Source organism: Microcystis sp. 49638_E5 (genome assembly GCF_021300285.1).
GTDB classification, from domain to species: Bacteria; Cyanobacteriota; Cyanobacteriia; order Cyanobacteriales; family Microcystaceae; genus Microcystis; species Microcystis aeruginosa_C.
Map to the genome: position 1 here is coordinate 1 of NZ_JAJTDH010000047.1, position 26,297 is coordinate 26,297.

The 26,297-nt window shown below is 43.7% G+C and carries 22 protein-coding genes, 1 other RNA gene and 1 pseudogene; 12 read left to right on the forward strand and 12 right to left on the reverse strand.

Annotated features, from left to right (window positions below):
- Positions 1 to 445 precede the first annotated feature (445 nt).
- Both ilvA and rsmH read left to right on the forward strand, forming a co-directional pair.
- The gene (gene ilvA, locus LW728_RS14180) at positions 446 to 1,957 is read left to right on the forward strand and encodes a threonine ammonia-lyase, biosynthetic (RefSeq protein ID WP_004267963.1); all 1,512 of its coding nucleotides are present in this window, start codon (positions 446 to 448) and stop codon (positions 1,955 to 1,957) included.
- Between the two features lie 30 nt (positions 1,958 to 1,987).
- The gene (rsmH, locus tag LW728_RS14185; protein WP_287767060.1) at positions 1,988 to 2,866 is read left to right on the forward strand and encodes a 16S rRNA (cytosine(1402)-N(4))-methyltransferase RsmH; all 879 of its coding nucleotides are present in this window, start codon (positions 1,988 to 1,990) and stop codon (positions 2,864 to 2,866) included.
- 118 nt (positions 2,867 to 2,984) lie between these two features.
- Here rsmH and LW728_RS14190 read toward each other — a convergent pair whose 3' ends face one another.
- The 3 genes from LW728_RS14190 to LW728_RS14200 form a co-directional block, all read right to left on the reverse strand.
- The gene (locus tag LW728_RS14190; protein WP_287767062.1) at positions 2,985 to 4,151 is read right to left on the reverse strand and encodes a pyridoxal phosphate-dependent aminotransferase; all 1,167 of its coding nucleotides are present in this window, start codon (positions 4,149 to 4,151) and stop codon (positions 2,985 to 2,987) included.
- A gap of 9 nt (positions 4,152 to 4,160) precedes the next feature.
- Positions 4,161 to 4,551: a transfer-messenger RNA gene (ssrA, locus tag LW728_RS14195) on the reverse strand.
- A 268-nt stretch (positions 4,552 to 4,819) separates the two neighbouring features.
- A complete protein-coding gene (locus LW728_RS14200) occupies positions 4,820 to 5,284 on the reverse strand; it encodes a hypothetical protein (RefSeq protein WP_004267957.1) in 465 nt (154 codons plus the stop codon).
- Positions 5,285 to 5,468: 184 nt separating this feature from the next.
- Between LW728_RS14200 and LW728_RS14205 the strand changes: the two genes are divergently transcribed.
- The 3 genes from LW728_RS14205 (at position 5,469) to LW728_RS14215 (ending at position 8,939) form a co-directional block, all read left to right on the forward strand.
- A complete protein-coding gene (locus LW728_RS14205; RefSeq protein WP_004267945.1) occupies positions 5,469 to 6,938 on the forward strand; it encodes a TldD/PmbA family protein in 1,470 nt (489 codons plus the stop codon).
- A 2-nt stretch (positions 6,939 to 6,940) separates the two neighbouring features.
- Positions 6,941 to 7,486 carry a DUF456 domain-containing protein gene (locus LW728_RS14210; protein WP_287667656.1) on the forward strand — a complete coding sequence of 182 codons (546 nt, stop codon included), beginning with the start codon at positions 6,941 to 6,943 and terminating at the stop codon, positions 7,484 to 7,486.
- Positions 7,487 to 7,595: 109 nt separating this feature from the next.
- Positions 7,596 to 8,939: a TldD/PmbA family protein gene (locus tag LW728_RS14215; protein WP_002798133.1), complete on the forward strand. Its 1,344-nt coding sequence runs from the start codon at positions 7,596 to 7,598 to the stop codon at positions 8,937 to 8,939.
- 467 nt (positions 8,940 to 9,406) lie between these two features.
- On the opposite strand, the gene LW728_RS14220 is transcribed toward LW728_RS14215, so the two are convergent.
- Positions 9,407 to 9,844, reverse strand: a complete 438-nt coding sequence (locus LW728_RS14220) for a DUF29 domain-containing protein (RefSeq protein WP_190381299.1) — start codon at positions 9,842 to 9,844, stop codon at positions 9,407 to 9,409.
- A gap of 301 nt (positions 9,845 to 10,145) precedes the next feature.
- Between LW728_RS14220 and LW728_RS14225 the strand changes: the two genes are divergently transcribed.
- Positions 10,146 to 12,311: a pentapeptide repeat-containing protein gene (locus LW728_RS14225; RefSeq protein ID WP_287767064.1), complete on the forward strand. Its 2,166-nt coding sequence runs from the start codon at positions 10,146 to 10,148 to the stop codon at positions 12,309 to 12,311.
- A gap of 123 nt (positions 12,312 to 12,434) precedes the next feature.
- Here LW728_RS14225 and LW728_RS14230 read toward each other — a convergent pair whose 3' ends face one another.
- The 5 genes from LW728_RS14230 to LW728_RS23240 all read right to left on the reverse strand — a co-directional run bounded on the left by LW728_RS14230 (position 12,435) and on the right by LW728_RS23240 (position 17,493).
- The gene (locus LW728_RS14230) at positions 12,435 to 13,301 is read right to left on the reverse strand and encodes a transglutaminase family protein (protein WP_287767065.1); all 867 of its coding nucleotides are present in this window, start codon (positions 13,299 to 13,301) and stop codon (positions 12,435 to 12,437) included.
- Positions 13,301 to 14,302: an alpha-E domain-containing protein gene (locus LW728_RS14235; RefSeq protein ID WP_287767067.1), complete on the reverse strand. Its 1,002-nt coding sequence runs from the start codon at positions 14,300 to 14,302 to the stop codon at positions 13,301 to 13,303. The genes LW728_RS14230 and LW728_RS14235 overlap by 1 nt, the downstream gene beginning before the upstream one ends.
- 68 nt (positions 14,303 to 14,370) lie before the next feature.
- On the reverse strand, positions 14,371 to 15,807 hold the full coding sequence (locus LW728_RS14240; RefSeq protein WP_287767069.1) for a circularly permuted type 2 ATP-grasp protein: 1,437 nt from the start codon (positions 15,805 to 15,807) through the stop codon (positions 14,371 to 14,373).
- 41 nt (positions 15,808 to 15,848) lie between these two features.
- The gene (locus tag LW728_RS14245) at positions 15,849 to 17,084 is read right to left on the reverse strand and encodes an RNA-guided endonuclease InsQ/TnpB family protein (protein WP_204377852.1); all 1,236 of its coding nucleotides are present in this window, start codon (positions 17,082 to 17,084) and stop codon (positions 15,849 to 15,851) included.
- Positions 17,014 to 17,493, reverse strand: coding sequence for an IS607 family transposase (locus LW728_RS23240; protein ID WP_199308304.1), 480 nt, complete (start codon positions 17,491 to 17,493; stop codon positions 17,014 to 17,016). Before LW728_RS23240 ends, LW728_RS14245 begins: the two co-directional genes overlap by 71 nt.
- 284 nt (positions 17,494 to 17,777) lie before the next feature.
- Here LW728_RS23240 and petB point away from each other — a divergent pair, with 284 nt between their 5' ends.
- On the forward strand, positions 17,778 to 18,446 hold the full coding sequence (gene petB / locus LW728_RS14250; protein WP_002738970.1) for a cytochrome b6: 669 nt from the start codon (positions 17,778 to 17,780) through the stop codon (positions 18,444 to 18,446).
- Between the two features lie 51 nt (positions 18,447 to 18,497).
- On the forward strand, positions 18,498 to 18,980 hold the full coding sequence (gene petD, locus LW728_RS14255; RefSeq protein ID WP_004267928.1) for a cytochrome b6-f complex subunit IV: 483 nt from the start codon (positions 18,498 to 18,500) through the stop codon (positions 18,978 to 18,980).
- Positions 18,981 to 19,279: 299 nt separating this feature from the next.
- On the opposite strand, the gene LW728_RS14260 is transcribed toward petD, so the two are convergent.
- From LW728_RS14260 to hmpF, 3 genes are all read right to left on the reverse strand, one after another.
- Entirely contained in the window at positions 19,280 to 20,089 is an 810-nt protein-coding gene (locus tag LW728_RS14260) for a squalene/phytoene synthase family protein (protein WP_287664265.1), read from the reverse strand.
- A 269-nt stretch (positions 20,090 to 20,358) separates the two neighbouring features.
- Positions 20,359 to 20,583, reverse strand: coding sequence for a hypothetical protein (locus LW728_RS14265; protein WP_004267926.1), 225 nt, complete (start codon positions 20,581 to 20,583; stop codon positions 20,359 to 20,361).
- A gap of 502 nt (positions 20,584 to 21,085) precedes the next feature.
- Positions 21,086 to 22,726, reverse strand: coding sequence for a pilus motility taxis protein HmpF (gene hmpF, locus LW728_RS14270; RefSeq protein ID WP_287664268.1), 1,641 nt, complete (start codon positions 22,724 to 22,726; stop codon positions 21,086 to 21,088).
- A 649-nt stretch (positions 22,727 to 23,375) separates the two neighbouring features.
- Between hmpF and LW728_RS14275 the strand changes: the two genes are divergently transcribed.
- From LW728_RS14275 to LW728_RS14290, 4 genes and pseudogenes are all read left to right on the forward strand, one after another.
- Positions 23,376 to 23,498: a DUF4388 domain-containing protein gene (locus LW728_RS14275; protein ID WP_004267924.1), complete on the forward strand. Its 123-nt coding sequence runs from the start codon at positions 23,376 to 23,378 to the stop codon at positions 23,496 to 23,498.
- Between the two features lie 55 nt (positions 23,499 to 23,553).
- On the forward strand, positions 23,554 to 23,811 hold the full coding sequence (locus LW728_RS14280; protein WP_004267923.1) for a hypothetical protein: 258 nt from the start codon (positions 23,554 to 23,556) through the stop codon (positions 23,809 to 23,811).
- 757 nt (positions 23,812 to 24,568) lie between these two features.
- The gene (locus LW728_RS14285; RefSeq protein WP_004267922.1) at positions 24,569 to 24,934 is read left to right on the forward strand and encodes a response regulator transcription factor; all 366 of its coding nucleotides are present in this window, start codon (positions 24,569 to 24,571) and stop codon (positions 24,932 to 24,934) included.
- A 182-nt stretch (positions 24,935 to 25,116) separates the two neighbouring features.
- Positions 25,117 to 26,297: pseudogene (locus tag LW728_RS14290) on the forward strand (RNA-guided endonuclease InsQ/TnpB family protein); the annotation flags it as partial.

The window sequence follows — 26,297 nt, forward strand, 5'->3', positions numbered from 1 at the left end:
TCTCTTGAAGCTAATTATGATGATTATCTTGAAAAAAAATGATAATTAGACAGAAGTTCTCTATGTGAACAAGAGAACTTTATCTTCTTTTGTTTTCAAAATGAGAATTGCTGGCTGAATTAGATTCAGCTTCAACACTTTTTACTGATTCTACCATCTTTCTCTAGGTTTGTTTATACACACCGAAACGGCGTTGGAACTGTTCATCTGATAAGTGTTGATAATCCATACTTTTGCTAATAAACATAGCAAAAGTATAGATAATTTCCTGACCTAAGATCACATTTTATTCCTTTTTCCACTTCCATCTAAAAATCGAGAAAAAAGCAAAACCTTTCACCATACCATAAAAAAATTATGCAAGAGGTCTATTGCTAACCCGACCGACGATGATCTATTCTGGATTCTAGCCTGACTCGCGAATCCCCACCGCCACAAAAGAATAATGTACTGCGATTACCTGGTTCAAATCCTCACCGCACGCGTCTACGATGTCGCCCAAGAAACCCCCTTAGAACTTGCCCCCAATCTCTCCCAACGCTTGCACAATCAGCTTTTACTCAAGCGCGAGGATATGCAGTCGGTTTTCTCTTTTAAACTGCGCGGCGCATACAACAAAATGGCGTATTTGTCAAGGGATTTGTTACAAAAAGGCGTAATTGCTGCCTCGGCGGGAAATCATGCCCAGGGAGTCGCTTTGGGGGCGCGGCAATTGGGAACCCAAGCGATTATCGTTATGCCTGTCACCACTCCGCAAGTCAAAATCGACGCGGTAAAAGCCCGGGGCGGGATTGTTGTCCTGCACGGTGACACCTACGATGATGCCTACACCTACGCGCGGCAATTAGAAGCGGAAAAAGGCTTAACTTTTATCCATCCCTTCGATGACCCGGAGGTAATCGCCGGCCAGGGTACGATCGGTATGGAAATTTTACGACAATATCAGCAACCGATCGAGGCCATTTTTGTCGCTATTGGTGGCGGTGGGCTAATATCAGGTATTGCAGCCTATGTCAAGCGTTTACGCCCAGAAATTAAAATTATCGGGGTGGAACCTGTGGACTCAGACGCGATGAATCAATCCCTAAAAGCTGGTTATCGGGTGCGTTTGTCTCAAGTGGGATTATTTGCCGATGGGGTAGCGGTGCGCGAGGTGGGAGAGGAGACTTTTCGTCTTTGTCAGCAGTATGTGGACGAGATTATCCTCGTGGATACGGATGATATCTGTGCGGCGATTAAGGATGTTTTTCAAGATACACGCTCGATTTTAGAACCTGCGGGGGCGTTAGCGGTAGCAGGAGCGAAAGCTTATGTAGAAAGAGAAGGAATTGAGGATAAAACCCTCGTTGCTGTGGCTTGTGGGGCAAATATGAACTTTGATCGTCTGCGATTTGTGGCGGAAAGGGCAGAATTAGGGGAACGGCGCGAGGCGTTGTATGCTGTTACTATTCCCGAACAACCGGGCAGTTTACGGCGTTTTTGTGAATGTGTAGGCAAACGCAATCTAACCGAATTTAGTTATCGCATTGCCGATGAAAAAGAAGCACATATTTTTGTCGGCGCCCAGATCGAAAATCGCAGCGATGCCAAGAAATTAGCCGAGAGTTTTGAAGCTTGCGGCTTTAAAACCCTCGATATTAGCGATGATGAATTGACTAAATTGCATCTGCGCCACATGGTGGGAGGGCGATCGCATTTAGCCGATCATGAATTATTTTATCGCTTCGAGTTTCCCGAACGACCGGGGGCTTTAATGAAATTTGTCGCCTCCATGAGTCCCCACTGGAATATCAGCGTTTTCCATTATCGCAATAACGGAGCCGATTACGGGCGTATCGTCGTGGGCATACAGGTCCCCCCGGATGAAATGAATCAATGGCAAGCTTTTCTCGATACTCTCGGCTATCGCTATTGGGATGAAAGTCAAAACCGGGCCTATCAGTTGTTTTTAGGTTAAATCGCCATTTTCAGGAAGTTATCAGTACAGATGAATCAAGATTTTCCCCATATTTCCGTTTTGAGTCAAGAATTAATCGCCGGTTTAAATATTCAACCCGGGGGGCATTATCTCGATCTTACCCTCGGGGGTGGTGGACACAGCCGCTTGCTTTTAGAAGCTCATCCCGAAACCACAGTCACCGCCATCGATCGCGATCAAAGCGCCCTAGAAGCCGCTAAAATTAGTCTCGCCCCCTATCTAGATAGCCGTTTAACCCTCTGGTGGGGGAACTTCGCCGATTATAATGGACAAAATAGCAGTTTTGATGGCATTATCGCCGATTTAGGAGTCAGTTCTCCCCAATTCGATCAGAGCGAGCGCGGCTTTAGTTTTCGCCACACGGCAGCCTTAGATATGCGGATGGATCGCTGTCAATCCCTGACGGCAGCCGATATTATTAACCATTGGCAGGAAAAAGAATTAGCAGATCTTTTTTATCAATACGGAGAAGAACGTTTATCTCGTCCTATTGCTCGCTCGATCGTCCAAAAACGTCCCTTTACTACCACTACAGAATTAGCGGCTGTCATCGCTAGTTCTGTCCCCGCTAGTTACCGTTATGGACGTATTCATCCGGCAACGCGGGTTTTTCAATCCCTACGCATCGCTGTTAATCAAGAATTAGATTCTCTGCAAAAATTGTTAGATCAAGCCCCCCACTGGCTAAAATCCGGGGGAATTATCGCTATGATCAGTTTTCATAGTCTAGAAGATCGTCTGATCAAGTATGGCTTTCGCGAAAATAATTCCTTGAAAATTATCACCAAAAAGCCGATTATTCCCAGCCGAGAAGAACAAGCTAAAAATCCTCGTTCTCGTTCGGCTAAACTAAGAATAGCCCAAAAGATAGAATCAGAGGTTATCTGATAGCAGTTATCTTAATTGTGAGGTACAAACTCTCTGGTTTTGGGGAGTCGTTATCTTGAAGATAAAGGCTGTGGTAAAGTAAAAACCAAGAAAGAAAGCTGGTATTTATTCTTAAAAATCATTGACTAAAATAACGCAGTCCTTTTACCAATCTTTCTACTGCCGTTAAAGCCGTTTCTGGAGATAAAGCACCGTAGGCAAGACGCAAATAACAGCCTTCTGTTATCCCAAAAGTTGAACCGGGTAACACCGCCACCCGCTGCTGCTCAATTAAAGTTTTAACTAACTGAAAATCATTCTTGTCTGTGGTAATTTTCAGGAAAAAATAAAAAGCCCCTTCCGCAGTGGCAACATCACAGATATCCCTAATCGATTCTAGAGCATTCAGGCAAATTTCTCTAACTTGACTGATGGTTTTTAACTGTTCTAAAGGATAGCTTTTACCCACCTGTAACGCCCCTAGGGCCGCGTATTGCGACACCACCGGCGGACAGATTAAAATAGTATCCTGAATCTTATTAATCGCCTCAGATAAATGTTCTGGTACTACCATATAACCAATGCGCCAACTGGCAAAACCGTAGGCTTTTGAGAGACTAAATAAGGAAATAGTCCAGGATTCACTGTCAACAATTGCCGCCGGAGAAAAGTGACGGGCATGGTTATAGGTAAAATATTCATAAGCCTCATCATGAATGTGATAGATGCCCTTTTTTTGACAGATTCGATTGACTTCTCTTAGGGTATTTTCTGGATAAACTACTCCCGTGGGATTATTAGGAGAAATCGTCACCACTGCCTTAGTTTTTGCCGTGATTGCCTCTTCAATGGCAGCTGGACGCAATTGATAATTTTTGTCTGTGGCGACCAAAATTACTTGACAATCAGCCATTTTTATGGCCATTTCATGATTGAAATAAAAGGGAGTGTTGAGAATAATTTCATCCCCCGGGGAAGTAATGGCTAAAATGGCATTCATAAAAGCCATATTACTGCCCGCCGTCACAAAAATTGCCTGTTTATCGCTGATTTCTATCCGATTATCTTCGGCTAGTTTTTGCCGAATTACTGCTAATAAGGGGGAAATTCCCGCCACGGATTGATATTGATGATTTTTGGGATTAGCTAAAAATAAAGATAGAGATTCGATCGCTTCCTGGGGTGGATAATAGGAAACAATCCCTTGACCTAGGGAAATAGTACCAGGGTTCGCTTTAATTAATTGACCGACCACGGGAATAATCGGTGTTTGTACCCCGTCCATGCGGGAGAGAAGGTCTTTCATTAAAGTAATCAATGGAGCCGAGCAGAGTCGAACTGCTGTCCAAATTAGGTATTGACTGTCCGTTCATTCACAGGTTTAGTTTCGATTACCCTCGAAACGGGGACTGTCACTTATCCCGGACAGTGGGATGCTCTAGTTAAAGCTTAGACGGTTAACTAACTAGAGAAAGTCAAACGTGGCATCCGTTGGGGGTTTATCCATAGTCCTTAACGGAGTCAAACCATGAATGCTCGAGTCGATTAGAGACTATTAGGCAGCTACAGGAGCGGCTTTACGAGCGAAAGGAACGATGTTGTTCGCATTTACTTTTTGTTTGAGCCTTTGATTTACGAGAGGAGACTCACTCTCGACCTGTATCACGGGGGAGCTTTCGCTAACCTGTCGAAACCGTTACGGCCCCTTGTGCTTACATTCTGATTGTAGCATATTTTTTGATTAAGCTAATTGTGGCTCAATTGAGATTTTTCCGATCTTCCCAAGGGTTAGAGCCAGTCTAGATGGGAAAAAAGGTTTTTATCGCTGATTTTTGGGAGAATTATCCTATATTTGCCCTCGATTAGTATCACCAGAGACTAAACAATTAATTGAGCAGCTATTGCTCCACTGCGATAACCTGAGTTCGGAATCAGGGAAAACGGCAAAATTTCCCTAACCCGAACTAACCTTGATTACAAAACCTTATGGGTGTGAGAATGTTGTTTGACGTTATCCTCCGTCCGCACCACATGAACAGCATTCAAGATGCGTTTTTTCTCTAGGGAAAAGTTTAAATCGTTTTTTTGGCTGCCCAAGGAGATTAACCCTTGCAGGTGGGGTTGATTTTTATAGGTGCGAGTGGCCGCAATCGCCCTTTCGACAAAATTCTCGCATAATTGGGTATTATCGGGGAAATTACTAGGTATTTGAGGATTATCGTCCTGAAAAACCTCTCCTAAACTCATGGCGCGGGCAAATTCGTAGGAAGTGGGAATTCCTTTGACAATTGCCTCTAGGGCCGCCGAGGGAATCGGTTCTAACACCGCCACTTTTTCTAATTCTCCCTCCTGTTTGAGAAAACAAATTGCTAAACCGAATACACAATAATCATCTTTTGTCAAGTCAGAAATGTTTAAGAATTGTGTCGCTGTGGCCATTATTTTAATCCTGAGTCGCTCTTTCTTTAATCTTGCGGGTGATGAGCGCTCGAATCAAGGTTTTTATTAAGAGATATGAAGGAGAAAAATTTAGCAGGGTTGGGCGGCGCTAACGCATCCCCAGACGGAAAAAACTGAGAACTGTTAGACTAGAAACCAGCAGATTAACTGATAAACGAGCTTTATGTCACCCACTCTACTCATCTCCAAAGAACTCCCCACCCTGAAATATAATCCTAGTCTGGAGCGCTTTGATAGCTCTTGGGCGGCTCCTTTGTCCACTCTTCTGGGACTGGGACGGGCTGCCGGGGCAACTTTTATCGAATTTTTCCTGGAAAGAGTCAACTATATCAGTTGTTTAGCCGAAGATGACAGCATCACCAGTCTCTCACCGAAACTATCTACAGGGGCAGGAATCCGCCTTTTTCGCGGGAAAGCCGATTGTTATGTCAGTACCAACGATTTAAGCTTCCAAGGCTTAAAAAATGCCCTAGAAAAAGGTTTATCGATTCTCGGTTTAAACCTACCCAGTCCTAACGCCTATATTCCCGAAATCAATCTGGAAATGTTCCGGGATTATGCCACGGTCAAAAACAAAGATATTTGGCTGAATAATTGCAGTTCTTTGGGAGAAATGGGTGATATTCTCCTAAATGCTAACGTTCAACTCAATCAGAAAGCCTCTCACGTCCAATCTCGTCGCGCCGCTTATTTTCGCGATTGGCAAGAAATTTTAGTTGCCGCTAGTGATGGCACTTTTGCCCGGGATATTCGCCTCACCCAATCGGTGGGCTATAATCTCCTCTGTGCCGATGGGACTAATCGTTCTAGCATTGGTAAACGGGTGGGTAGTACCAGTAATCCCGATTTTCTGCGGACGTGGAATGCCGAGGAATCGGCGGCAGAAGTGGCCGAATCGGCGGGTAAAATGCTTTACGCTGACTATGTAGAATCCGGCAGTTATCCCATCGTCATGGCCAATGAATTTGGCGGCGTTATCTTCCACGAAGCCTGCGGTCATTTGCTAGAAACTACGCAAATCGAGCAAAAAACCACACCCTTTCTCGATAAAAAAGGCGAAAAAATCGCCCACGACAACCTGACGGCGTGGGACGAAGGATTATCCGATAAAGCTTTCGGTACTATCGATATGGATGATGAGGGAATGCCGGCCCAGCGTACTCTCCTAATTGAAAATGGTATCCTAAAAAACTTCATTGCCGATCGCACCGGTTCAATTAAAACTGGCCATCCGCGCACAGGTAGCGGTCGCCGTCAAAACTACACCTATGCGGCCGCTAGTCGGATGCGGAATACCTACATCGCTCCCGGGGAATATACCCTCGATAATCTCTTTAATTCCATCGATAAAGGCATTTATTGCAAAAAAATGGGCGGTGGTAGTGTGGGGGCGACCGGGGAATTTAATTTCGCCGTCGAGGAGGCCTATCTTATCGAAAATGGCAACCTGACTAAACCCCTGAAAGGCGCGACTTTAATCGGTTCAGCTAAGGAGATTATGAATAAAATCTCTATGTGTTCCCAAGATTTAGGTCTAGCGGCGGGTTTTTGCGGTTCCGTTAGTGGTAGCGTTTATGTCACCGTTGGTCAACCCCATTTAAAAGTCGATTCTATTACCGTTGGCGGTCGTTAATCATGACTTTAGTGATTCTCTACTATTTCCTCATTGCCATCATGATAGTGGGAATAATTGGCGAACTGCTGCCCGCTATCCCCGGCATGAGTTTGATTTTAATCGCCATGCTGGTGTGGGGTTTTGTCACCAAATTTGCGGGGATGGGGGTCGCTTTAACCGTGGCCTTTGTTGTCCTTCTCCTCAGTCTGGGGGTGGAATTCCTCGCTAGTTATCTCGGCGCCCAAAAAGTTGGGGCGAGCAATTGGAGTCAAATCGGTCTAGTAGTGGGTTTATTAGCGGGAATATTCGGGCTTTTACCCGCTTTACCCATTGGCGGACCGATTATCGGCTTATTTGTCGGTCCTGTGGTGGGGGCTTTTTTGGGAGAATACGCCTATCGTCGCGATTTGGAATTAACTCCCCGTTTGCAACAATCCCTAAAAGTCTGTGTCGGTATCGTCGTCGGTACGGTTATCGGTCACGTTGCTAAAGCTATGCTGGCCACGGCTGCCGTTATCGTCTTTATTGTCACCACTTGGCCCAATCTCTCTTCAGTTATCAGTTAGAAGATGTTGAATGTTGGGATTTTATTTGAAATTTCCCCATTCCCCCACTTCCCTATCACCCTATCTCCCTATCTCCCTATCACCTATCCTCCAACACCAAAAAAAATCTATGCCAAAAGTTGAAGATATCGCCCAAATCGCTAATTCTAGCGCCCAAGCTTTAGGAATTGCTAAATACGACATCTATGGTTCCTCGGTCGATGAAACCGATGTGGATGTGTTTCAAGGGGAACCGAAACAGGTACAAGCTTCCAATCGTTCCAGCGTTATCGTTCGCGTCTGGAATCAGGATAATCAAGTCGGTGTCACCTCCACCACCGATGTGGACCCGGTGGGACTGCAATTAGCCCTAAAAACCGCTCAGGAAGCCAGCGTTTTTGGCGTTAAGGAAAATGTCCCCGATTTTAGTCCCGCTGCCACCGCACCCACCACAGAAGTGGCCAGCGAAATGTCTAATCAAGCACCGGTATCCACTCTCGTCGATAAGTTATTAGCCGCCGAAAAATCCCTACTAGCGGCTCATCCAGCTATTGCCAGTGTTCCCTATAATGGTTTGGGACAACAGCAGGTCAGACGTTTTTATCTCAATAGCGACGGGGCAATGCGTCAGGAAGCGCGTAGTTATGCCAGTGTGTATTTATACACCAAAACCGAACAGGAAGGCAAAAAACCCCGCAGCGCTGGTGCTTTTCGGGTTAGTCCGGGCCTGGAAAAATTAGATATCGATGGTTGCATCGAGGAAGCGATTACCAAAACTGTTAGCCATCTGGACTATCAACCGATTACCACGGGTAAATATTTAGTGGTTTTTGCCCCCCGCGCCTTTTTGAGTCTAATGGGAGCATTTTCTAATCTGTTTAATGCCCAAAATGTCCTTGATAAACAGAGTCTTTCTACTCCTGAATCTTTGGGAACACAAATCGCTGCTACTGCCTTAAATTTGTGCGATGATTCCCTCCATCCGGCTAATGTTTCCGCAGAAACTTTTGATAGTGAAGGCACTCCTACCCGTCGTGTGGAATTAATTAAAGAGGGGATTTTGAGTAATTTTCTCCATAGCACGATTACCGCTAAACGGATGAATACAGAACCGACTGGCAACGGTAACATTGGGTCAAAAGTAACGGTTAGTCCCCATTTTTATCACGTTTTTGCTAGTGCTAATCAACCAAAAAGCTATTCTTTGGAAACAGCAGAAAATGTGGTTTTAATTGATAGTTTACAGGCACTTCATGCGGGAGTTAATTCTCTACAAGGTTCCTTCTCTTTGCCCTTTGACGGTTGGTTAGTTAACAAAAATGAGCGCATTAGCATCGATTCCGCTACCGTAGCCGGGGATATTTTAACACTGCTGAAATCGATTGTTTATCTGGAACCGGAAGCAGTTATTACTCCCAGTGGTGTTTGTCCCTACGTTTGGGTAGAGGGTTTATCAATCACGGGAGAAGCTTAACACTATACCAGACCAAAAATAGGGGGTATTAACCAGGGTAATACCCCCGCAAGATGGATGCTAATTTTATAGTCGTGGGTAAGCTGTTGACTATCCAAATTACAATAAATCCGGTTATTAAAGACTGATTAGGGTTTGCTGAATAAAGTACGGGCGAAGCATTCGGATAGAAAATCTACGGTTTCACCGATAAGTACCTAAGCAAAATTAATTACACATATCTAACCACCTCTTGCCTCCTGCTTTTTGCCTCTTGCCTATCTTCACTAGGAAATTAATTTTGCACGACTACTTAGGTTATTGCCCGAATGCTTCGCCCCTACAGGACGCGGGCCGATGAAGACCCAAGGTTTTGAACCACGATTCTCTCAAAATCTTGCACCTGTGGGAGCGAAACAGGACACTAAAACCCTTATCTCGTTTATATTTCACATTTATTCAGCTTTAGTATTACTCCTAATTAAGAACTATTTTTCAGCCGGGGGAAACCAATTATCATCTAATGTTTGTTCGAGGGATATATGAGCGTCTGAATTGAGGGAAAAAAGCTGAGAAACTGATTTAATCGCCACTGGATAAACTTTATCATACATAGCTGCTAATTCTGGCCGTAAGCTGGGACTATCTTCTAAACGATGCTGAATTTGGGCGCGAAAATTGACTATTTCTGCCGCCCAATGATTACCTGACCGTTTTTTTTCTTCTTGCCAATAAGCCAGCTTTAAAAGATGTTCGATAAGACGGGTTAACAGACTCATTAAAGCTCGTCTATCACTTTTCCCCATACTCTCGATTTCTTCAATTAAATTATCCCAATCTACCTGCTCAAAATTTCGCTCTTGTAACTGTTTTACCGTCTCTTTTAGCCATTGATTATAATCAGTTTCGTAGGCAGTTGACGACATAATTTAACTCTCCATAGAAAATTACTTAGTAGATTAAGAAAGGTTAATGGGTGTATCCATTGATAGATAGGGTTTTTCGGCTATTGTAGTAGATATCTATGGGGGAAATCCAGATATATTCTAGAACGTGAGGTGGGGAACCTGACGCGATTGCCCATAAAAATGCCAGGTTTTTGAACGTGGACTCGTTGAACCAAGAATCCCGAAGCGCTGGGATGGGAGTATCAATCGGATTCTCTCAGGAAACCCGCTTTCTGACTTGTAGTAAGATTGAGGGCATAGTATGGCAATTTCTTAGGCGATGAAGGCAGCGGCAGTTATTGAACAGTACAAAAACGGGCGACGGGATTTCCGGGGGGAATCCTTGCGGGGTGGTAACTTTCGCAGTGCGGACTTAGCGGGGGCGGATTTCAGTGGTTGTGATATACGCGGGGCAAATTTTAGTCGGGCGAATTTGACGGGGGTGAAGTTTGCCGGGGCGAAGGCGGGATTGCCGAAGCGGTGGCTGGTGATTTTGCTGGGGTTGGCTTTGGTGTTAATGATGTTTTCGAGTTATTTCTCCGCCATAAAAGGTTATCTGGTGAGCTTAATTTTTTCAATGCCTAGGATAACCCTTACAGATACAGGTGAACGTCAATTTGATGGTTGGTTCATTCAAGTTGCTGGTTGGTTCATTACAGAAAGTCAAGTTGCTGCTTGGTCCATCTTAATTTTTCTCATCTGTTTTTGCGCTGTCACTTGGCGTAAAAATATTTTGGCCGTAGCCGGAGCCGGAGCCTTAGCCGTAGCCGTAGCCGGAGCCGGAGCCGGAGCCGGAACTGGAGCGGTAGCTGTAGCCGTAGCTGGGGCCGTAGCCGTAGCCGTAGCTGTAGCCGGAGCCGGAGCCTTAGCCGTAGCCGTAGCCGGAGCTGTAGTCGGAGCTGTAGTCGGAGCCGTAGCTGTAGCTGTAGCCGGAGCCGTAGCTGTAGCCGGAGCCGGAGCCGAGTTCTTACCCGGAGCCGTACCCAGAGCCATAGACCTAGACGTACCCAGAGCCATAGACGTATCCCTAGCCGTAACCAGAGCCGTACCCGTAGCCTTGACATTATTTTTCTGTTGGCTCGGTTGGCTGACCCTTAAACAAGAACACCGCGATCCTTGGTTGCGTAAAATTGTGATAGCCTTTGCTGCTATTGGTGGCACATCCTTTTTTCAAGCCAATTTAACCGCAACAGATTTTACAGGAGCCACCTTAAAAAGTACCAATTTTAATCAGGCAATCTTGAATAAAACAATTTTTAAACAAGCAATTAAATTGGAATTAGCCCGCCCCGGCAATACCTTATTAGCCAATCCCCGGTTTAGAGAATTTTTGATTGATTCCCGCACCGGAAGCGGAAAAGACTTTGCCCAAGCCGATTTACGGGGGGCATATCTGGAGGGGGCAAACCTGCAAGCTGCCAACTTGCGCCTCGCCGATATCAGTGAAGCCAGCTTGCAATACGCCAACCTTGCGGGGGCAAACCTCACCGAAGTCAACGCCGTCAATACGGATTTGCGCCATGCTACTCTGACGGGTGCTTGCGTGGAAAATTGGAATATTGATGCTACCACCCAACTGGATGAGGTGGACTGCCAGTACATTTATCTGCTTAATGGGCAGAAAGAGCGCCGCCCCAGCAGTGGCGAATTTCAACCGGGCGAATTTACTAAATTATTTGCCGAAATGTTCGACACCGTTGACCTCATTTTCCGCAATGGGGTAGATTGGAAAGCCTTCATTGCCGCCTTAAAAGAAGTACAAGTGCAGAATGAAAATACGCCGCTTCAGGTGCAGAGCATTGCCAATAAAGGAGATGGCGTGATAGTGGTAAAAGTCCATGTACCGCCCGACACTGATAAAGAGAAAATTCATCAAGAATTTAACCAAAATTATCAACTACAACTCGCAGCCATCGAAGCCCAATATAAGGCACAACTCACCGCCAAAGAGACAGAAATTGCCATCTATCGCCAACAAAGTGTTGATATGATGGAAATTACCAAAACCCTCGCCAACCGTCCCATCCATGTAGAAGCAAAAGCCATGAGCAACAGTAACGACAGTTCCCCAAATATCACCATCCGCGATATTAATAATTCCGCCGTCAATTTCGGCGAAATTATCGGCGATGTAACTAATACCATTAACCAAATTGCGGCCGATGCTTCCCCAGAAAATGCCCAACTTAAAGCCTTACTGCAAGAACTAACCCAGGCGATTGAAATTGACAGCCATTTAGATGAAGAAGAAAAAGCCGAAGCCGCCAACCAAGTGAAAAAGATTGCCCAAGCTAGTCAAAATCCTGATGATGCCGGACTGCAAAAGAAAGCCCAACGAGCGGTTAATTTTCTCGAAACAATTGCTAAAGCTTTGGAACCTGCCAGCAAACTTGCCCAAGCCTGTCAAAAAGCCTTACCGATAATTTTGAAAACATTAGGCTTCTGATAGGTTTGTAGTTGCGCTTTAGCGCAGTTCTAGTTGAGGCTAGAGCATCGACTTGTCGCACTTTTTTTTAGTCCAAACTTGCGCCATTTCTAACCTATTAGTAACCCCAATAAAGAATCATCCTCAAGATAACAAATCAAGCGCAATTGTCGATGATAGCTGAGATTCTATCACTTGATGACCGAGATTAACCGGTCGAGCATTTCCCTCTACTGGCGCGCAATAACGGGGAATTGGACTAGAAACGAGGCTAATATGACGGTCACTCACCGCTAATCCATGGGTGGGATCATAGCCTTTCCAGCCGCCCCCCGGCAAATACACCTCTACCCAAGCGTGTAAATGTCTTTCTTCTTGGTCTAAATCTCCTTCTTGATAGCCACTGACAAAACGGGAAGCTAATCCCACACAGCGACACACATCCATAAATAAAACCACAAAATCGCGACAGGAACCCTGCTTATTTTTCCAAGTGTTTCCGGGTAGATAGGGTTCCCCGGTAAGACGAATAATTTGCTGACAATTGCGGTAAATTTTGTCATTAAGATTAAACAAGAAAGATAGCACCTGTCCTTCGGTTTCCTGCATAATTTCTTGGGCTAATGCTGCCACATCAGGGTCATTAGCTAACCCATAAAATTGTCTGTAGGGTTGTAATTGGCTGTGGAGGGAAATGGGATAATCAAAGGGTAAACAGGTCGCCCAAGGTTCCAACAAATACTGAAAAGGATTAACCCCATGGGTTTCCACTTCACTGACCACATCAATCAATAATTCTTCCGTCGGTTGATTAAACCAAATTTGTAAACAAGAATTGCCATCGAGGTCGATAATATTAGTTATCGTTAAAGGTTCTGGGTTAATTTTGAGCGTGAACTCTCGTAAAGTTTGCCCACCATCGGATTTTGGCCGCAAGCGCAGCAGATGAGGCGATAAAATCACGGGTTGATTATACAAATAATTAGTTTGATGCCGAATGTGATAACGCATTAAGTTGTTAATTGGGATTGATATTGAAAGTTATTTACTGCCAGAGGTGAGGCAAGTTCGGGATTAAAAACAAAGAAAGTTTCTGTCATTTTTATTCCCACATCATTAACTCTTTTTTGAATATGGTCGAGGAATTCATGCAATCCCATTTCAATAATATCCTCGATGGTTAGATAACTCATTTCCGCACAAAGTCGCCCTAAACTTCTTTCTACCGAATTGCCCCAAGTTCCTATAGGAGTCCCTGTAACTTGATGCAAACAGTGGTCTAATTCCCGCAGACAAAAGTGAATTGAACGAGGAAATTCTCGATTAAGAATTAAAAATTCGGCCACGTCACTAGGAGTAATCCGTCGTTGACATTTACGATACATTTCGTAGGCACTCACCGACCGCAGTAAAGCAATCCATTGAATTTGGTCTAGAGAAGTTCCTACCCATTGAGCGGAAGGTAAGAGATAATAGTATTTAACATCAAGAATTCTGGCGGTTTTATCGGCGCGTTCCTGTAATCTTCCCATAACGCCAAAATGCCAACCTTCATTATGAGTCATCGTTGCATCCATCACCCCCGCAAAACGGTGACTAGCCAATTTAACTTGGGTAAAAAAGTTCGGTAAAGTAGTTTGAGGATGGTAAGAGGAAGCATCTTTTACCATCAAGAAAAAACCATTAACCTGTTCCCACATTTCCGAAGAAATAATCTCGCGAACTGACCGAGCATTTTCTCGCGCCCAGCGCAAACAAGAGATAATTGAACTACTATATTCCGTGTCAAATGTCAAGAAATTGATCACATTTTCTGCGGTGGCTGTGCCGTAACGTTTCTTGAATTGTTCTAAATCTCCCGTGGTTAAAACTAAAGGTTCCCACTGTTGCAAAACACTGGTAGGTACATCTAACATTAAATTAAGGTTAACATCCATAAACCGGGCGACATTTTCTGCCCGTTCAATATAGCGATTTAACCAATAAATTGAATCGGCAACTCTACTAAGCATAATTAACTGGGAAAAAGGAAAGAGTAGGGTGGGTTAGTAACCCAGCAAAATTTCGATTATTGTCCTGATTACTTGGTTAAAACCCAAGTGTCCTTACTGCCACCACCTTGAGAGGAATTAACCACTAAAGAACCCTTTTTCAAAGCCACGCGAGTTAACCCTCCTGGATGCACATAAATTTCATCACCCCGATGGAGAATATAGGGACGTAAATCCACATGACGACCTTCAATTTCCCTGTCAATTAAAGTGGGAACCCTAGAAAGACTTAACACCGGTTGAGCGATATAATTGCGGGGATTAGCGGCAATGCGCGGGGCGAATTCTGCCCTTTGTTCGGGGGTGGATTGAGAACCGACTAACATCCCATAACCTCCCGATTCATTAGCGGCTTTCACAACTAATTTATCGAGATTATTTAAGACATAATCTAAGTCCTTTTCTCGCCAACAAAGATAGGTAGGAACGTTATTTAAAATCGCTTCTTCTCCCAGATAATAACGAATCATATCGGGGACAAAAGCATAAATAACCTTATCATCGGCGACTCCCGTACCAGGGGCATTAGCTAAAGCGACACGACCTTCCTGGAAAACTTTTAATAATCCTGGTACACCTAACATCGAATCGGGACGAAAAACCGCCGGATCTAAAAAGTCATCATCGAGGCGACGATATACCACATCTACCCGTCTTAATCCCTTGGTGGTTTTCATTTGTAGATAACCATCAAAGACAACTAAATCACGCCCTTCCACTAATTCTACCCCCATTTGTTGGGCGATAAAAGAATGTTCAAAGTAGGCAGAATTATAGGTTCCGGGGGTTAAAACCACCACGGTGGGATTAGGTAATTGGGCTGGGGCTAAATTGAGGAGAGTTTCCAACAGATGGGAAGGATAATCATCCACTGGTTTAACATTCATTGTCTGGAAAATATCGGGGAAGGTGCTTTTCATTACCCGACGATTTTCGAGGACATAGGAAATACCAGAAGGAACCCGCAAATTATCCTCTAAAACGTACCATTGACCATCTTTATCGCGGACTAAATCGGTTCCCGTGATGTGACACCAGATACCTCCGGAGGGTTTCAGTCCCAGACAGGGTTTAAGAAATCCCGTCGCCGAGGCGATTAATTCGGGGGGAATAATGCCATCTTTAATGATTAATTGATCATTGTAGATATCGGAGAGAAAAAGATTGAGGGCTTTGATGCGTTGTTTCAGTCCTCTTTCTAAATAATCCCAGTCCTCAGCCGAGACAATTCGGGGAATAATATCAAAAGGAAAGATTTTTTCTACCCCTTGATTGTCGCTATAGACATTGAAAGTCACCCCCAATTCAAACAGGGCCGACTGAGCGGTTTCCCGGTGTTGTTGAAGTTCTCGGGGTGGCAGATTCTGCAGCCATTTGATTAAAGGGGACGCGTGGGGACGAGGTTGACCATCATCTAAGAATAGTTCGTCGTAGAAGCCTTCGGGATCGTAGGTATTTAATAGCACGCTGACCTCATTCCATACCGATACTTTTTTGCTAACATACATTAACAATGCACTCTAAGAGAGTCTCTTAAAGAGGGGGTATCTCCCAAAGCACGAAGAAAAATTCCTCGTGCGCCATTAATATCTCTATCCATCGTCTTGCCATCAATCTTGGATTTAATGACTTTTTTTCCACCTAAGTTATGTATTAATTCACCAGTCCAGCTAACTGTTTTCGACGTATAGGCTTCACAGCAGTCTATTACTAATTTACCCATCTCAAAAGCCTTATGCTTGAGAAATTGCTTAAATCGGTAATGAGACCAGTTAAGCATCTGTCTAACAGATTTTGAGCGAATCTTCCTGCTATTTTTTAGAACCATTTCTGACACTTCAAAAGTAGGCAAAAGAATCACATCAAAGTTATCAACTAGGAATCTAGCAACTTGATGATGAAGTTCATCTACTAAATTCCTGATTTTATTTCTTAGTCGACTAGCTGCTTTTCGATAACGGTTTCTGGTTTTAGCATTAACTTTGGTAGAACGAGAAATTAAATCATCAAGGTGATAGCATAATCGTTGGATTTTACCTATATCCTGACTCCCGATTGAGCCAAAACTATTAGGCGAGAATAGTGCCAGAAAATCTCTAACACCGGGGTCTAGGGCGACAATGCGTCCTTGGTTATCGGATTCGCATCGTTGCACCTCATGGGGAATAGCTAAATAGTATTGTCCATTTCTGGATACTAATCGGCTATCCCCAAAATTGTCGGGCAGTGATTCGGTGAAGCGTATTTGCCCTAATTTTGTGTGATATATTCCTTTTTCTGAAATGGCTGACTTAGGAATATAACATGATTGCTGTTTATCTTTACGGGAACGGAATTTTATTTTCTGGATTTCCCCAGTTTTTTGATATTTTCTTTGAGCATTTTTAACGGCTTCACAAGCGTCTTTGACTGCTATTGATTTAATCTGGTAGGGGACTTCTTTAGCCCATTCTGGTAAATCATTAATGATTCCGGTCTTGATAGCCTTCCAATTAGCTTTTCTATCTGGTTCCTGTAGATATTTAATGGTTTGGTTGAAGACAAACCGAGATACTCCCCACCAGTGTTTCATCAGTTTCTTCTGTTCTGTTGTTGGATAAATCCGCACTTTCTTTGATTTTTTGAGCGTACTTCCTGAGTCCGGACATTCGGCAAGAGAAGATGTGAAGTATTTATAACAAGTCTGCTGTAAGTTCTGATTCGGGACTGTGAACAGTTTGGTCGAGAACCAAGATTTTGCCACCGTTTTGTTCGACCATGTACTGTATAAGCTCGAATCTAAATCGGCATAATCTGTCCAGTGTGGACATAACAATTGTGAGTTTATTTCCCCACAATAATCTGTCCAGTATGGCTCTAAGTCCTTTTCTTTGGAAGTTAAGCCCACTACCGATGTCTTTGATGATTTCTGCCTCTGGATAGAATCCGCGCATAAAGCTGACTTGTCTCTCAAGGTCATCTCGTTGCTTGATTGAACTGACTCGGCAGTAGCAAACAAGGGAAGCTCTAGCTGCACCATTGACGTAAGACTGGACATCGTACAATCGTTGCCCTGCTTCGTTTTTGATACTTTTGATTTTCCCTTCATCGGCATATTCTCTTAATGTATTGGGATGTAATCCCCATAGCTCAACGGCTTTTCTTAGGGTCACAAACGTTCGCCTAAATAGTGGCGTATGTAGGTCAATGTGAGCAAATCAGTAACTAGCTGTCAACCTTACCTATTCCCAGTGTCGGACAATTGGCCCAATTTTTTGTAGTCTAGGAGACATTTTAAGGGAAATTTTAGGAAGTTAGCGGTTTTTCAGGTCTAGCGATCGCCAATTGATCCCCACCGGTGGAGAAACCTGACAAGAGCGAGAATTAGCCCTGAAAACTGTGTTACATTTTTTAAAGGTCACACCTTAAATCTTTCATTTTTCTTACTGGTTACGCGATGTTTACCAAACAAGTAACGGATTCCAAAGCCTATCAATGGTTTGAGGAACGCTTAGAAATTCAAGGGATCGCTGATGATATCAGCACCAAATACGTTCCCCCCCACGTTAATATCTTCTACTGTCTGGGTGGTATCACCCTTGTGTGCTTCGTGATCCAGTTTGCCACTGGTTTCGCCATGACCTTCTACTACAAACCCACTGTAGCAGAGGCCCTCTCCTCCGTACAGTACATCATGAACGAAGTTAACTTTGGTTGGTTAATTCGTTCTATCCATCGCTGGTCCGCCAGTATGATGGTGTTAATGATGATCCTGCACGTTTTCCGCGTCTATCTGACCGGTGGCTTCAAAAAACCTCGGGAATTAACCTGGGTAACTGGGGTTGTCCTGGCCGTGATCACCGTTAGCTTCGGTGTCACCGGTTACTCCTTACCCTGGGATCAGGTGGGTTACTGGGCGGTTAAAATCGTTTCCGGTGTACCTGCTGCTATTCCCGTCGTCGGTGATCAACTCGTCACCCTGATGCGCGGTAGCGAAAGCGTCGGTCAAGCAACTTTAACCCGTTTCTACAGCTTACATACCTTTGTACTACCCTGGTCGATCGCGGTCTTCATGTTGCTACATTTCTTGATGATCCGTAAACAAGGCATTTCTGGGCCTCTATAATTCAGAAAAATATCTCTGTCGATCCGAAATCATTTTTAGGAGACATTATCCATGTCCACATTAAAAAAGCCCGATCTCAGCGATCCCGCTCTACGCGCTAAGTTGGCTAAAGGGATGGGTCACAACTACTACGGTGAACCAGCTTGGCCTAACGATCTGCTCTATGTCTTCCCGGTGGTTATCTTTGGTACGATCGGACTCTGCACCGGTTTAGCGATTATGGATCCCACCATGATCGGTGAACCTGCCGATCCTTTCGCTACTCCCTTAGAAATTCTGCCAGAGTGGTATCTTTATCCCGTTTTCCAAATTCTCCGTATTCTTCCTAACAAACTCTTAGGTATCGCTTGCATGGCTGGCGTTCCCCTAGGCTTGATGTTAGTTCCTTTTATTGAAAGCGTCAATAAATTCCAAAATCCTTTCCGTCGTCCCGTCGCTACCGCTATCTTCCTATTTGGTACTGTGGTCACGATTTGGTTAGGTATTGGTGCCACTTTCCCCATCGATACATCTTTAACTCTCGGTTTGTTCTAAGTTACTGAACTTCACCGGTTTTTTGCCCACGCTTGTGATTCCAGACTTTGGAAGAGCGATCGTGGGCAATTTTAATTGGGGTTTGCGGCAAAAAGTTTTTCTTGGGGGCAGGGTGTGGGGTGTGGGGTGTGGGGTTTTACCGATTTTCAGGTGGTCAACTACCTAATTTTCAGGGAAAAAGTCCAGGGATTTTCCCCCTGATCACTCCCAGTCCGGTACTTTTTGATTGACAAAAAGTCTAAAAGTCTTACCCAACAAGGTTTTTAGATTTATTCAGCCAACCCTAATTGTGATTTCTTCTATCGGGTAATTTGTTGTACCAAAGCGATGACATCGCTGCGGCTGAGTTTTTCCTTACCTAACGCTAGGACTTCGAGAGTGCCATGGGCTAAAGCGAGGGGAATCTTACAAAAATCAAGGGCCGGCCCATTAGGCAGCGATTGAGTGTAATAATCGGCTAATTTCAGATTACGACGGGCATAATTATGAATATCACTAATTGTCCAACCCTGGGGCAGAAAACTTACCCCCCGGCGCAGATCCTCGCCATGGTTGCGGGCAATATTAACCGCTTGTAAACCCCGTCCAAAACCGATGGCATAACTGCGATTAGTTTGAGTGCCGTCGTACCAATTCCAGAGGTCAGACAGCAATAAACCCACGGCACCGGCCACACTAAAGGTATATTGATCTAATTCCACTTCTGTGCGAATATCCCAGTTATTCCCGGCCCAGTAGGCCATGCGATCGGCCATGGCCGCCGTGGCATCCCAAACCCGGGGGGCGATCGAATCCGGTGCTAACAGGGCCCATTCGCCAATTCTCAGGGTTACTTCCGGCAAAATCTCCCGATGGACTAAGCCAAAAGCAAAGTTCTCTTCGGTAGAATTTTCGGTACCTGCTTGTAAATTCAGACTAATTTGTCTTAATATCTGAGATTTACTGAAGTTATCTAGGTCGGGATGGTCTTCTACTTCATCGATCGCCCTCATACAGAGATAAGCTGAGGCTACTGCCTCGAGCAGACGATCCGGTAAACGGCTTATGGGAATATAAAAAGTTCGACTCGTTTCTTGCAGAATCGTTAAAGCATTATCGCGCAAATTCATTCAGTCCTCTCCTCACGCCAACTTAGGTAACTACGAGTTAAACCAATCAGACAGATCGGTTTAGGTTATTCCGATGTTCCTAAGACCAAGTTGCTGTCCATTGTAGTATGATTATTCAAAATTTCGAGATTATTCCCGAAAAAATCAACCATTAGGGTATTCTTGACAATTTTTCTTTCTGGGATATGTGAGGGATAATTAGGGTAATTTTTCGAGATTACGGGCTTAAAAAGCCGATTTTACCCGTTTTTAAGCAGTATTTTGCGGCTTCATGGCAGGGATTGAAAGGAGGTCACTTGTAAAACTGGCCCGATCATGGCCAGAGTCATCACATCTGAACGAATTTCACCCATAACTGTCACTTTTGCCTTTTTTTGAGTTAATTCGGCAGGCGGTTCCATTAATTCGTAGGTTTGACCGTTATCAGCAATTAATGCCCAAGTTCCTGTGCCTATTTCGATTCTTTTTACCTGACCCGTTACACTAACACTCATGCTTTAATTTCCCTCATCGAGGCGATCGCAATTGCCGCCCCTGTTACAAGCATTGTATCGATATCTTTCCTCGGCATTGATTGCCAATTTTGCCGGACTTTAACCCCGTAAATCAGTTTTTTTTATCTAAAAAGCGATCGCTACTTCCGCCACCACCGCTAAGAGGGAGGCCACAGCCGCTAAAATCATTATTTCTCGATCGGATTGTCTCATAACTAGGGTTTGCGGCAAAAAGTTTTTCTTGGGGGCAGGGTGTGGGGTGTGGGGTTTGGGGTGTAGGGTTTTACCGATTTTGAAGGGGTCAATTACCTAATTTTCAGGGAAAAAGTCCCTGAATTTTCCCCCCGATCACTCCCATATCTGGTACTTTTTGATTTACAAAAACCGAAGAACCCCTAGATTTAAATCGATATAGATAAAAAGCTATAAAAGTTATCGGCAAGAAGGGAGAAATCTTTTTCTGAATTACCCTGTGTTATTTGTTCAGGAACCCTAATTAAGCCTAACTGTTAATAGCGTAATGATATGCAATACCATTAGATTCCATAGGTATAAACCAATGGGAGATATTTTCTAGTTTTTGACGGATTTGATCGAGATGATCCTGCACGGGTTGCAGGAAAGTTTCGTACTGTTGTATCTGAGTTTTTAAACGCACTAATGCCAGATTAGCATCGCGCCATTGTCGCTCCTGTTCTTCAAATTCACGAGTTTTTTGCTCTAAATCTGACCATTGCTCGTCAATAGTATCTCTGTTTTTTTGTAAATCCTCTTGTAGTCGCTTGATTTCTGCTGCTAAACGTTGACTTTCTTGGAGATTATTTTGATAACTATCCTCTAGGAGAATTAACACTGGTTCAAAGCTACATTTTTGGGCATCTTCTGGGGATAAAATTCCCTGTCTCCGGTGCAGAATTTTCAGATGTTGAGAGCGAATAGCTTGCCTTTCTCGAAGATTACGTCTCTGTCCGACCAAAGTTTCCGCCAGCATTCCTTTTCTCTCCTGTTCCTCGGCTAATTCTTCTGCTAAATTAGCTCGCTGGGATTCATCTATTGTGGTCATTCTTGCTTCTAATTCTTCCACGGTTTGGGATTGGAGAGTTAATTCTTCCTCTTGGTCATTGACAAAAAGTTCCAAGCGATCGAGGTCTGTTTTTAGATTGTTAACTAAGCTCTCCAATTCTTCCAAAGGCATTTTTTCAAGAGCTTCTAGATCGATTTTACCATCAAAATCTAGGTCTGCTGCTTGGGCGAGACGAATAAGCATTTGTCGAGTAGAATCAGTGGTTTGTAGGGTGAGGTTAAGGCGATCAAATAATTCCTGTTTTTGACTCAGAACAGTTTCTTGTATTTGTAGTTGTATTTTCGTTGTTTCCAAAGCAGTACGACTTATCTGTAATTCCCTGGCTCTTTGTTCGAGATGATTGAGCATTTGTTCGTTGGCGACCTGACGATTTTCTACAGCTTTTTTCTGCTCCTCTAAACTCTGCCAACAACTATTTAAAATTGTCTGTTGTCCCTGCACAGATTCAAGAGTTGAATAGAGAATTTGTGAGGGAGGATTGCCCAGATCGTGATTATTAGCTAAACTCTCCGCTAGAGAACGAATAAATTGTTGTTGTTCTGGGGAAAGATTGGGGGAGGAGTTGAAATTTACTTTTTCTTCTTCCAGGTGTCGCTGTTGCTCTTGTAATTGTTGTTTTAGGTTTTCCAGTTCTTGTCTTTTGCCCTCTAAATAATCGAATTCTGCTTCTATTCGCTCAATTTGATCAATTCTTGCCTCCATTTCCATTTTCTGGCGGTTGAGAATCTCGCTTTGATAGGTGAGGGATTGTTTCCACTGATCGATTTTCTCTTGATCTTCCTTATTGCGCTCCATCAAACGGGAAATCTTTTGCAGTTGTCGCACCATCTCTGCTCCCGCTAATTCTGGGTTTCCTTGCAGTTGACGATTATCGCTCAAATTCACCAAGAGAAGCGCACCTTCTCCTATGGAGTTAGTTTCGTCGTAGGTTAAGATATCGTTCCCCGCTATGGCACTCCACGTCTGATCTTTATGCTGACAGGCCAATAGTTTCAATTCGGTTTTGTAACCGCCGATAAAACCTTTAGTCTGTTTTTTTACTTCTGCAAGGTATAGCACGAGTAGTCTTCCTGTGTGATGAAAGTTTTTGTAATTGGTTTTATAGAGAGTTGATGATCGAGGCTGGGAGCGGCCTGTCTATAGTTTCAGTGTAACCATCGGCTGCCAAAAAATTTTTAGTTTCTATCATTCGATTTTTTCTTTTTGAGACATACATTTGTTCTCAATTTTTCCTCTTACCCACTGGAAAATTTTAAATTTTTGAAGATTTTTCAGCACCAATTTACTGACCTAGTCTCAAAAAATTCGGCAGTCAATCTCATAAATCGGATCAGGTTTTCTCACCCCTTTTACCTCTGGCTGCAGTTTGAATAAGCTGACCATACATCTAAATTATCGGTTAAGACGGCGTGAGAGCGAGAGGCAAGGATAGAAAGCTAGACCTTTTGTACTGAAAATTTCAAAGGCTAGTTTAAATGCAGCAAAGCTTACTGAAAAATATCTTACATAATTAGCTTATCAGATTTATTATTAGTGACAAGAGGAAGGAAGACAGCGTTTCTCCTAAAGATGAAGTATGACGAGATTTGGCATCATCCCCAGACGAACACCTAAAACCAGAGACTTCGTACCTCAACATTAAGATAACTGCTATCGGTTCTTCTAGACTAAAATAAATAGCGTCTAGTGGGGGAGATTCCGAGAAATTATGCAAGGAAGTTTCAATGAGATTGACCTTCCCAGTATTTTACAATTGATTGAATTAGGACAAAGAACAGGAGAACTATTGATAACGATCTCAGTATTGGTGAAAAAGTCGAGAGTATTTTAGAAAATTCTAACTATTCCTGTGGTCTTTTCCATTAGAAGCTCTCGCTCAGGCTATAGTGATCGAAGCGGCTCTCATTCTCTGGGATATCGCCCTACCAAAACTCGACGGTTTAACCGGTCAAGGGGGGCTGCTGGCAAGGGTAAAAGCCAAAATGGGTTCTCTCATTCTTTGTGTGATCAGTTTAACTTATATAGGAGCGATCAATCTTTGTGTCCTTTGTGTCTTTGTGGTTCGTTCCACTCGCTACTCGCTGGGTGCATCTCATTTTTGTAAATCTACCAATTGGGATTTTTACGGGGAAACTCTCGGCTAAAATCCGGTATTACTTCCGATTTTATCACTCAATCCCAGCTTTTGGGGGGTTCTACCCCCAAACCACCCGTTGGGGGCGAGGCGCGGCCACTGAGCTTTTACATTGAGCCTGTCGAAATGTGTCGAAATGTGTCGAAATGTGTCGAAGTGCCGCTCCCAAACCCCGGAGCGCATTAGCTTGTCGGTAGGATGCTTACAGACAGCTGCTGATACATTTGTAGTCATCCAAGAGTCACTGATAATTGCTGATTGTCGGTATTCCCGCAAATGTGAGATGCGCCCCACTCGCTCCCTGGCACGAATGTATCTTAGAATACATTTTACCCACCAAATCCAAGAGAGTCCAAAATGGTGGGGGCAACCGATTATTTAAGCAAACCTTTCAGCGAAAATGAGTTATGACTGCTGTTGGAAAAATACCTTGAGGGGAATAGAGGAATGGGGGAATTAGCGTAATGGCAGGATAGGGGAATGTCAACTAAAACCCTAAAACCCTAACATCCTAAAACCTGACACTAAACCCCAAACCCAAAAAAAAATCTCTTGGCTAGTCGTTTCTAACAGTGGAATTGGGAAATGTAGGAATAAAACCCGAAGGGGTCAATCAAGTCCTTGTTGAGAGGGAAACCCCCTGATAAATTTCAGAGTGCGTTGGAGGCAAAAAATGGGAGCAATTTCGGAGCATCGGGTCAACGGAAACTATTATCGCGCATCTTTATTCCATTGTTATTCTTGGCGGCCTAGCTGGGTAGGGAGTTATGAGAGAAATATTGCTGGTAGAAGACAGCCAAGCGCAACGGGAACTGATCTGTGATCTACTCCGCAATAGCGGCATTAAGGTCACGATCGCCAAAGATGGGGTGGAGGCCCTCGAACATATTCAGAGAGCCAATCCCGATCTCGTCGTCCTCGATATCGTCATGCCCCGCATCAATGGTTATGAGGTATGTCGTCGTCTTAAGTCGGATCCCAAAACCAAAAATATCCCCGTGATCATTTGTTCCTTGAAAGGGGAAGTCTTTGATCGCTATTGGGGCATGAAAATCGGAGCCGATGCCTACATTGTCAAACCCTTTGAACCGATTGAGTTCATTGGCACTGTTAAACAGCTGCTACGCCGATAAAATCGCCTTCACCGGTGACAGTCTAGCTATGCTATAGGTCAAGACAGCTAAAAACGCTGACCGAAAATTTGGGTACAAGCCCCGCCATGTCCGCGCAGGGTCGGGCGGCTTTAAATAAATATGTATTGTCAACTTAAAGAATTTTGTGTTAAGATATTGATACTCGGTCAAGCAGTGTCAAAATGTTTGTACTAGAATACAAAGTTAAGCCAAAACCTAATCAGATAGAAGCCATTAATGAGGCAATACGGACAACCCAATTTGTTCGGAATAAAGTTCTGCGTTAAGTTATTTCGATACAACACAGCATTAAGGAAAGAGTTTAAATTTGTTGATGATTTAAACTCCCATGCTTGCCAGACTGCCGTAGAAAGAACCTTGCGGGCAATTACTCGGTTTTATGATAATTGCCAAAATAAAGTTAAAGGAAAGAAAGGCTACCCTAAGTTTAAAAAACATTCTCGTTCTGTTGAGTATAAAGTATCTGGATGGAAGCTATCAAAAGATAAACGTCATATTACCTTTACAGACAAAAAAGGTATTGGTACTCTTAAGTTGATTGGTTCTAGAGATATTAATTATTATCAACCAGACCAGATTAAACGGGTAAGAATCCTTAATCGTGCCGATGGTTATTATGTGCAGTTTTGCCTTAAATTAGACCCCAGAGACACGGTTAAACCTTTAACACCTTCCCAGAAAGCGACTGGGATTGATGTCGGATTAAAGTTTTTCTTAGTAGATAGCGAAGGCAATCAAGTTGATTGTCCGAAATATTACAGAAAAGCTGAAAAACAACTAAACCGATTAAACAGGAAAAAGTCAAAGAAATACCGCAAGGGTAAAAAACAATCTCGTAATTATCACAAGGCTAGAAAGCGATATGCTCGAAAACATTTAAGAGTAAGTAGGCAACGAGAAGAGTTTGTCAAGAGTGTGGCACTCCGTTTAGTTAAGTCTAACGACTTAATCGCCTATGAAAACTTAAATATCAAAGGCATGGTTAAGAATCGTCATTTAGCGAAGTCGATAACCGATGCAGGATGGTCTGTTTTTAGGCAATGGCTAGAGTATTTTGGGGACAAATACGGCAAGTTAACTATAGCTGTCTCACCCCATAATACGTCTCAAAATTGTTCTAATTGTGGACAAAAAGTCCAAAAGTCGCTATCTACTCGAACCCATGTTTGTCCTCATTGTGGATATACAGATTGTCGAGACAGAAACGCCGCTTTAAACATCTTGCAAAAGGGATTAAGTAGCGTGGGGCGCACGCAAACTTTAAACGCTTCGGGAGAGATTCCCTCTTGGTTGGTTGGAGAAATCCTGCTTGCTAACGGAGACTCAATGAACGAAGAATCCC

What these genes read in the sequence shown, in the direction of transcription:
- LW728_RS14275 (WP_004267924.1), top strand. Translation starts at nt 23,376, where the DNA reads ATGCAAGGAAGTTTCAATGAGATTGACCTTCCCAGTATTTTACAATTG.
- LW728_RS14225 (WP_287767064.1), top strand. Translation starts at nt 10,146, where the DNA reads ATGAAGGCAGCGGCAGTTATTGAACAGTACAAAAACGGGCGACGGGAT.
- ilvA (WP_004267963.1), top strand. Translation starts at nt 446, where the DNA reads ATGTACTGCGATTACCTGGTTCAAATCCTCACCGCACGCGTCTACGAT.
- petD (WP_004267928.1), top strand. Translation starts at nt 18,498, where the DNA reads ATGTCCACATTAAAAAAGCCCGATCTCAGCGATCCCGCTCTACGCGCT.
- petB (WP_002738970.1), top strand. Translation starts at nt 17,778, where the DNA reads ATGTTTACCAAACAAGTAACGGATTCCAAAGCCTATCAATGGTTTGAG.
- LW728_RS14215 (WP_002798133.1), top strand. Translation starts at nt 7,596, where the DNA reads ATGCCAAAAGTTGAAGATATCGCCCAAATCGCTAATTCTAGCGCCCAA.
- LW728_RS14285 (WP_004267922.1), top strand. Translation starts at nt 24,569, where the DNA reads ATGAGAGAAATATTGCTGGTAGAAGACAGCCAAGCGCAACGGGAACTG.
- rsmH (WP_287767060.1), top strand. Translation starts at nt 1,988, where the DNA reads ATGAATCAAGATTTTCCCCATATTTCCGTTTTGAGTCAAGAATTAATC.
- LW728_RS14235 (WP_287767067.1), bottom strand. Translation starts at nt 14,302, where the DNA reads ATGCTTAGTAGAGTTGCCGATTCAATTTATTGGTTAAATCGCTATATT.
- LW728_RS14265 (WP_004267926.1), bottom strand. Translation starts at nt 20,583, where the DNA reads ATGAGTGTTAGTGTAACGGGTCAGGTAAAAAGAATCGAAATAGGCACA.
- LW728_RS14220 (WP_190381299.1), bottom strand. Translation starts at nt 9,844, where the DNA reads ATGTCGTCAACTGCCTACGAAACTGATTATAATCAATGGCTAAAAGAG.
- LW728_RS14190 (WP_287767062.1), bottom strand. Translation starts at nt 4,151, where the DNA reads ATGAAAGACCTTCTCTCCCGCATGGACGGGGTACAAACACCGATTATT.
- LW728_RS14210 (WP_287667656.1), top strand. Translation starts at nt 6,941, where the DNA reads ATGACTTTAGTGATTCTCTACTATTTCCTCATTGCCATCATGATAGTG.
- LW728_RS14260 (WP_287664265.1), bottom strand. Translation starts at nt 20,089, where the DNA reads ATGAATTTGCGCGATAATGCTTTAACGATTCTGCAAGAAACGAGTCGA.
- LW728_RS14200 (WP_004267957.1), bottom strand. Translation starts at nt 5,284, where the DNA reads ATGGCCACAGCGACACAATTCTTAAACATTTCTGACTTGACAAAAGAT.
- LW728_RS14205 (WP_004267945.1), top strand. Translation starts at nt 5,469, where the DNA reads ATGTCACCCACTCTACTCATCTCCAAAGAACTCCCCACCCTGAAATAT.
- LW728_RS14230 (WP_287767065.1), bottom strand. Translation starts at nt 13,301, where the DNA reads ATGCGTTATCACATTCGGCATCAAACTAATTATTTGTATAATCAACCC.